Below are 6,262 nucleotides of genomic sequence, written 5' to 3' on the forward strand. Positions count from 1 at the left end.
GGGAGGGAGCACCCCGCGCTCACGCCCCCAGCCACCGCAGCCATCGCGGCCGCCACGACAGCACCATCGCGATCGTGATGGCCGAGCCGGCCAGCAGCATGAACCACACCAGCACCGCCATCGACGGGTGATCCGCGCCGAGGCACAGCAGCAGCGATCCCACGACCGCCACGCTCCCGGCGATCCTCAGTAGCAACGCCCGCCTCGGCGCCAGCGCGCGCGGCGCGTGCGCCTGGTCCCAGTGCGTCTCCATCGCCAGCGCCAGCCAGCCGAAGCCGACCAGCGCCGCGACCGCGGCACCCGCGAGCAGCATCGCTTCAGTCATCGCCGGCCTCCGCCGCCACCAACCCCGCGGGCATCGCCGCCGTCTCGGCGCGCCGTTGCCGTCGGCGCAGCATCCCCGCCGCGCCGAGCGTCACGCCCGCCAGCGCCAGCAGCGCGAGGTCCACGCCGGCCACCGGCCAGTAACCCGCGCCGATCGTGCGGATCAGGTGATCGCCGGTGGTGGCCGCGTTGGCGACCACCGCCGCCACCGCGACGCCGGCCACCAGCACGCATTGCTCGCGCCACGCGGGATTCATCCGGCCCTGCAGCACCGCGCCGCCACGCGCGAACGCGTGCACCATCGCCGCGGCCCAGGCCGACCAGAACACCGTCTGTTCCCAGTCGCCCTTGCCGGCCAGCGTGTCGGGCAACAGCCGGTTGGCCACCAGCATCGCCACCGTCGCCAGCAGCATGCCGGTGACCGTCGTCACCGCCATCGCGTCGACGACGCGCGATCCCTGCCCGCCGTTCTTCGCATGCTGCTGCTTGCGCTTCTCCACGAAGAAGACGAAGCCCGTGGCGATGCACACGCAGCCCGCCAGGCCGCCCAGCACATACAGCCAGCGCAGCAGCCAGTGCCGGAAGTGCTGCAGGTGCAGCCCGGTCAGGAACTCGTTGACCTCGTCGACCGCGGTGCGCGGCGGGTCCTCGCGCAGCAGCTCGCCGGTGCTCGCCTTGAAGTGGATGCCCTCGCCGGTCAGCGCGACGCGGTCGGTGCCGGCGCGGTAGACGCTGACGTAGGCGTTGGCGTCGCCGACATGCTGCACGCCGAGGAAGCCGACATCCCCCGCCATGCCCTTGGCGGCCCAGCGCCGCTGCGCCTCCGCGACCATCGCGTCCACCGACGCCAGGCCGCCGGGGATGCCGGCGCGCTCGTGCGGCAGGCCGGTCTGGCGGGCCTCGACCTTCTCGCTGAGCTCGTGCAGGTCATGCAGCTGCGTGTGCGCGACCGGGAAATAGATGCCCGCGAACACCACCAGCCCGGTGAACGCGAAGAAGAAGTGGAAGGGCAGCGCCACCACGCCGGTCAGGTTGTGCAGGTCCAGCACGCCGCGCTGCGTGCTGCGGTCGCGGCGGAAGGTGAAGAACTCGCGGAACAGCTTGCGGTGCATCACCACGCCGCTCACCAGCGCCGCCAGCATCGTCAGCGCCGCCAGCCCGACGATCCAGTAGCCCAGGTCCTTCCAGTGCAGGTTCAGGCTGTAGTGCATCGGATAGAAGAACTGGCTGCCGATGCGCAGGTGGCTCTGCGGCAGCAGCCGGCCGTCGCGCGGGTCCAGCACCTGGATCGCCCAGGCGGTCTCCTCCGGGTCCTTGGCGCGCGGCACTTCGTAGCCGGCGAAGACCTGCACGATCGGGTCGCGGTGCGTCGTGTACGCGCCCCAGCTGCGCACGACGTCGAAGTGCCGCGGCACCTCGCCCTCCACCTTGCCCGCCAGCGCGGCGATCGCGGCCTCGTCGGGCTGCAGCCGCTCCAGCGCCGGCTTGAGCAGCGCATCGAAGGAGGGCATCGGCTGCGGCTCGAAGCGCGATTGCGGGATCGCCCAGCGGTCGATCTCGCGATCGAACACCGACAGCGAGCCGAAGAAGAACACCACCACCAGCACGAAGCCCATCACGAGGCCGAACCACGTGTGCAGCCAGGCCATCGACAGTCGCAAGTTCGAGAACATCGGCCGCTCCCTTCAGGCCAGCGCGCGCTGGATCAGCGACGCCGCGCCGGTCATCGCGCCCGCGCCGGCCAGCAGCACGATCCACACCCGCGCCAGGCTGCGCGCCGCGATGGCCCAGCAGAACAGCACCAGGTACAGCAGCAGCCCCAGCATCGCCGACAGGTGCTCGGCATCGTGGAAGGACATCCCGGCCGCGTACGCGCCGCTCAGGCACAGCGCGATGAAGCCCCAGCAGAACGCATAGGCGCCGCCCACGGCGGCGGCGATGCGCAGCAGGATCGGCAGGACGAGCGACACGCGCGACGCGGCGGCGGGGGAGGTCGATGCGGGCATGGCAGGGCAGAAGAAAGTGACCACCCTGTTAACCCTTGCAGGTTCACCGGCCAAAGCCGTGGGTCGCTTCCCGTGTGCTACATAATGAGAATGATTCCTATTATTCGACAAAACGGGGAAGCCAACCAGGGGGTTTGGGATGTCATGCCCAGAGGAAGCCATCGAAATTTCCGTCGCGCCACAGAGTGATCTCACCGAGGTCTTCGTCGAGAACCGGTCGCGGCTGCGGCGGGTCGCGCTGTCCATCGTCCAGAACGCGCAAGGCGCGGAGGACGTGCTGCAGGACGCCTATCTGAAGCTGCTCGGCGCGGAAACCGCCTTGCAGGTCCACCAGCCGCTGGCCTATTGCAGCCAGATCGTGCGCAACATGGCGCGCGACCACCTGCGCCGCTCGGCCTTCGAGTCGGGGCTGATGGCGCTCGAGGAAGAAGGCCAGCACGTGCCCGCCACGCACGGCCAGCCGGAGCTGCAGGCGATGCGGCGCCAAAACATCGCGATCCTGAGCGACGCGCTGGACGCGGTGCCGGTGCGCACCCGCATCGCCTACGAGATGTACATCGTGCGCGGCATGACGCAGCGCGACATCAGCAAGGCGCTCGAGGTCTCGCTGGGCCTGGTCAACGCGCTGATCGCCGAGGCCGGCGAGGTGCTGACCAGCCGGCGCCACCTGATGGCCTGGGACTAGGGCGAAGACCGACATCGGCGCGAGAACGGCGGCGTTACCATCGCGCGCTGATCCCGTTACCGAATGTTGTCGTCCGTGCCCCCCTCCCATCCCCGCGACTCTCACGACGATCCCGTCTGGCGCACCGCCTGGGACTGGCTGCAGCGCGCGCAGGACACGGCGCTGAGCGACGACGAACTGGCCGCGCGGGACGCGTGGCTGCGGGCCGATCCCGTGCACCGCCAGCGCTACGACGAGGCCCTGCGGCTGTGGGCCGAGGCCAGCCTGGTGCCGACCCGCCATGTCGATCCCGATCCCGAGGTCCCGCTGGACCTCGAGGCGCTGCGCAAGGCCTTCCGCGACGGCGGGTCCTCCACCTCCTGAGCCCCGCGCGAAAGCGCGCGCCGCGCCTTCGTTCCGGCCCGGAACGACGTCCGTTTCCCCGCTGTTGAACATCCCGAGGCGCTCGTTCGTCATGGACGCATGAGCAGCCCGGCTGCCCGGCATCCCGCCGGCGCGCCGCCGTCGGCCGCTCGCTGTCCACCGCACGGGGAGCCCCATGTCCAGCAGTTGTTTCGATCGCGACGGCGAAGTCTTCATCGTCCTCGTCAATCACGAGGACCAGTACTCGATCTGGCCGCAATGGAAGGCCGTGCCCGGCGGCTGGCGCGTCGTCGAGGGCATCCAGGGCGACAAGCAGGCGGTCACTGAATTCGTCGACCGGACCTGGACCGACATGCGCCCGCGCTCGCTGCGCGAGTGGATGGCCGCGCAGGCCGGCGAGGGCGCCGCCGCGTCGTGACGGACACGGCCGGGACCGCCGCGATGAAGCTGTTGTTGCTGCCCTGCGCGGGCGCGAGCGCGACGATGTACCTGCGCTGGCGCCGCGCGCTGCCAGCCTGGCTGCAGCTGGTGCCGCTGGAGCTGCCGGGCCGCGGCGCGCGCTTCGGCGAGCCCTTCGTCGACGACTTCGACACCCTGGTCGAGCGGCTCTGCGACGAGTACGCGGGCGAGTTCCACGGCCGCTACGCGCTGCTGGGCCACAGCATGGGCGCGCTGCTGGCGCATGGCGTCGCGCGCCGCCTGCAGGCGCAGTCGCGGCCGCTGCCACGGTGGCTGGTCGTCAGCGCGAGCGCGGCGCCGTCGCGGCGCGATCCGTCGCGTTTCGAGGGTCTGCAGGACGACGCCACGCTGATCGCCGAGCTGCGCCGCCAGGGCGGCACGCCGGACGAGGTCTTCGGCAACGCCGAGCTGCTGCGCATGACGCTGGACACGCTGGCCGCCGACTACCGCGTCTGCGCGAGCTTCCGGCCGCGATCGCCGTCGTCATCGGGGTTGCGGCTGCCGATGCCGATCCTGGCCTGGGGCGGCCGCGCCGACGCGATCGCGCCCGCGGACCTGGAAGCCTGGTCGCTGGAGACCACCGGCCGCTTCGCGCTGGACTGGTTCGACGGCGGCCACTTCTTCATCCGCCACCAGGAGCCGCAGGTGCTGGCCGCGCTGGCCAGCGCATTGCGTCCCTTGGCGCCGGAGACGAGCCATGCGGGCGTTGCCGCTGCCTGACGTCGTCGCGCCGCGCATCGAGGTCTTCGAGCTCGCGCTGGACCTCGCCGCGCCGCTGCCCGACGAGGACTGGGCGCTGCTGGACGACGACGAGCGCCGTCGCGCGCGCCGGTTGCTGCGTCATCCGGACCAGGTGCGCTTCGTGCGCACGCGCGCCGCGCTGCGGCGGCTGCTGGCCGAGCGGCTGCGCCGCCGCCCGCGCGACCTGCGCTTCACGCTCAACCGCCACGGCAAGCCGCGGCTGTGCGCGGCGCTACGCCGGCGCGGGCCGCTCGCCTTCAACGTGGCCCATGCCGGCAGCTTCGCGCTGATCGCGCTGAGCGCGCGCGGCCCCGTCGGCGTCGACATCGAATGCCGCTCGCCCGCGCTCGACCCCGATGAACTGGCGCCGACGGCGCTGTCGCCGATGGAGCGCCACTTGCGGCCCGGCGAGCGCGTCGACTTCCTCGACGGCTGGACCGCCAAGGAAGCGGTGCTCAAGGCGCTGGGCTTGGGCATCGGCGAGCACCTGCAGCGCCTGGCCATCCTCCGGCCCGAGGCCGGCCGCCACCAGTACGGCCTGCGCCACGAGGCCTTCGACCTCAGTCCGGTGACCGCGTGCCGGTTGCCGGCGCCCGATGGCTACGCCGCGTCGCTGGCGTGGCTGGATCTCTCGCCTCTTCAGGAAGCAGTTGCATGAAAGCAGGAATGGGAACTCTGGAACGCCGCGCGCCCGAAGGCTCGCTGTTGCCCGCGCTGATCGAGCCCGAGACCTTCGGCGAACCGCTGATGGACGCGCTCGCGCGCCGGCGCGGCGAGATCGAGACGCTGGTGGGCACGGTCGGCGGCGTGCTGCTGCGCGGCTTCGACGTGCCGGACGCGGCGGCCTTCCGCGCGTTCGCCGCCGGCTTCGGCCATCCGCTGCTGTCCTACGAGTTCGGCTCGACGCCGCGCTCCGAGGTCGGCGCCGGGGTCTACACCTCGACCGAGTACCCGGCGCACCAGTCCATCCCGCTGCACAACGAGCAGGCCTACACGCGGGAGTGGCCGATGAAGATCTGGTTCCACTGCGTCACCGCGTCGCCCGAGGGCGGCGAGACGCCGATCGCCGACAGCCGCGCGGTGCTGCGCCGCATGCCGCCGGCGATCCGCGCGCGCTTCGAGCCCGGCATCCTGTACGTGCGCAACTACGGCGACTTCGACGTGCCCTGGCAGAAGGTGTTCAACACCACCGCGCCGGCCGACGTCGAGCGCTACTGCAGCGCCAACGAGATCCGCTGGGAATGGCAGCCCGACGGCAGCCTGCGCACGACGCAGCGTTGCCAGGCCGTCGAGACGCATCCGCGCGCCGGCGAGGCGGTCTGGTTCAACCAGGCCCACCTGTTCCACGCGTCCAACCTGCCGCCCGAGGTGCGCGAGTCGCTCGAGGACCTGCTCGGCGTGGAGAACCTGCCTCGCAACACCTTCTTCGCCGACGGTTCGCCGATCCCGGACGGCCTGCTCGACGAGGTGCGCGCGGTGCTGGACGCGGAGACGGTGTCCTTCCGCTGGGAAGCCGGCGACGTGCTGATGCTCGACAACATGCTGGCCGCGCATGCGCGCAGCCCCTTCCGCGGTCCGCGCAAGGTCATCGTCGCGATGGCCGAGCCGCACGGCAACCTCGGCCGCTTCTGAGGCGGCCGCGATGCGCCCGATGCCTGCGATGACCTCGACCACCGAACCCCGC

The 6,262-nt window shown here is 71.6% G+C and carries 9 protein-coding genes; 6 read left to right on the forward strand and 3 right to left on the reverse strand.

What is annotated here, in order from left to right; all coding sequences use genetic code 11:
- Positions 1-19: 19 nt before the first annotated feature.
- The 3 genes from N5D62_RS07670 to N5D62_RS07680 are packed head-to-tail and all read right to left on the reverse strand — an operon-like array spanning position 20 to position 2,330.
- Positions 20-325 carry a DUF3325 domain-containing protein gene (locus tag N5D62_RS07670; RefSeq protein WP_279757083.1) on the reverse strand — a complete coding sequence of 102 codons (306 nt, stop codon included), beginning with the start codon at positions 323-325 and terminating at the stop codon, positions 20-22.
- Complete coding sequence (locus N5D62_RS07675; RefSeq protein ID WP_279757084.1) at positions 318-1,997, reverse strand: PepSY-associated TM helix domain-containing protein; 1,680 nt, start codon at positions 1,995-1,997, stop codon at positions 318-320. Before N5D62_RS07675 ends, N5D62_RS07670 begins: the two co-directional genes overlap by 8 nt.
- 12 nt (positions 1,998-2,009) lie before the next feature.
- Positions 2,010-2,330, reverse strand: a complete 321-nt coding sequence (locus tag N5D62_RS07680; protein ID WP_279757085.1) for an iron uptake protein — start codon at positions 2,328-2,330, stop codon at positions 2,010-2,012.
- Positions 2,331-2,469: 139 nt separating this feature from the next.
- On the opposite strand from N5D62_RS07680, the gene N5D62_RS07685 reads away from it, so the two are divergent.
- From N5D62_RS07685 to N5D62_RS07710, 6 genes are all read left to right on the forward strand, one after another.
- Positions 2,470-3,015, forward strand: a complete 546-nt coding sequence (locus N5D62_RS07685; protein WP_279757086.1) for a sigma-70 family RNA polymerase sigma factor — start codon at positions 2,470-2,472, stop codon at positions 3,013-3,015.
- Positions 3,016-3,090: 75 nt separating this feature from the next.
- Positions 3,091-3,378, forward strand: a complete 288-nt coding sequence (locus N5D62_RS07690; protein ID WP_279757087.1) for a DUF4880 domain-containing protein — start codon at positions 3,091-3,093, stop codon at positions 3,376-3,378.
- A 175-nt stretch (positions 3,379-3,553) separates the two neighbouring features.
- On the forward strand, positions 3,554-3,796 hold the full coding sequence (locus tag N5D62_RS07695) for an MbtH family NRPS accessory protein (protein ID WP_279757088.1): 243 nt from the start codon (positions 3,554-3,556) through the stop codon (positions 3,794-3,796).
- A 23-nt stretch (positions 3,797-3,819) separates the two neighbouring features.
- The gene (locus N5D62_RS07700; RefSeq protein WP_279757090.1) at positions 3,820-4,557 is read left to right on the forward strand and encodes an alpha/beta fold hydrolase; all 738 of its coding nucleotides are present in this window, start codon (positions 3,820-3,822) and stop codon (positions 4,555-4,557) included.
- Positions 4,535-5,236, forward strand: coding sequence for a 4'-phosphopantetheinyl transferase superfamily protein (locus tag N5D62_RS07705; protein ID WP_279757091.1), 702 nt, complete (start codon positions 4,535-4,537; stop codon positions 5,234-5,236). Before N5D62_RS07700 ends, N5D62_RS07705 begins: the two co-directional genes overlap by 23 nt.
- Positions 5,237-5,244: 8 nt before the next feature.
- A complete protein-coding gene (locus N5D62_RS07710; protein WP_279757092.1) occupies positions 5,245-6,210 on the forward strand; it encodes a TauD/TfdA family dioxygenase in 966 nt (321 codons plus the stop codon).
- The last annotated feature ends 52 nt before the right edge of the window (positions 6,211-6,262 follow it).

Source organism: Mitsuaria sp. GD03876 (assembly GCF_029840635.1).
GTDB lineage: Bacteria > Pseudomonadota > Gammaproteobacteria > Burkholderiales > Burkholderiaceae_C > Roseateles.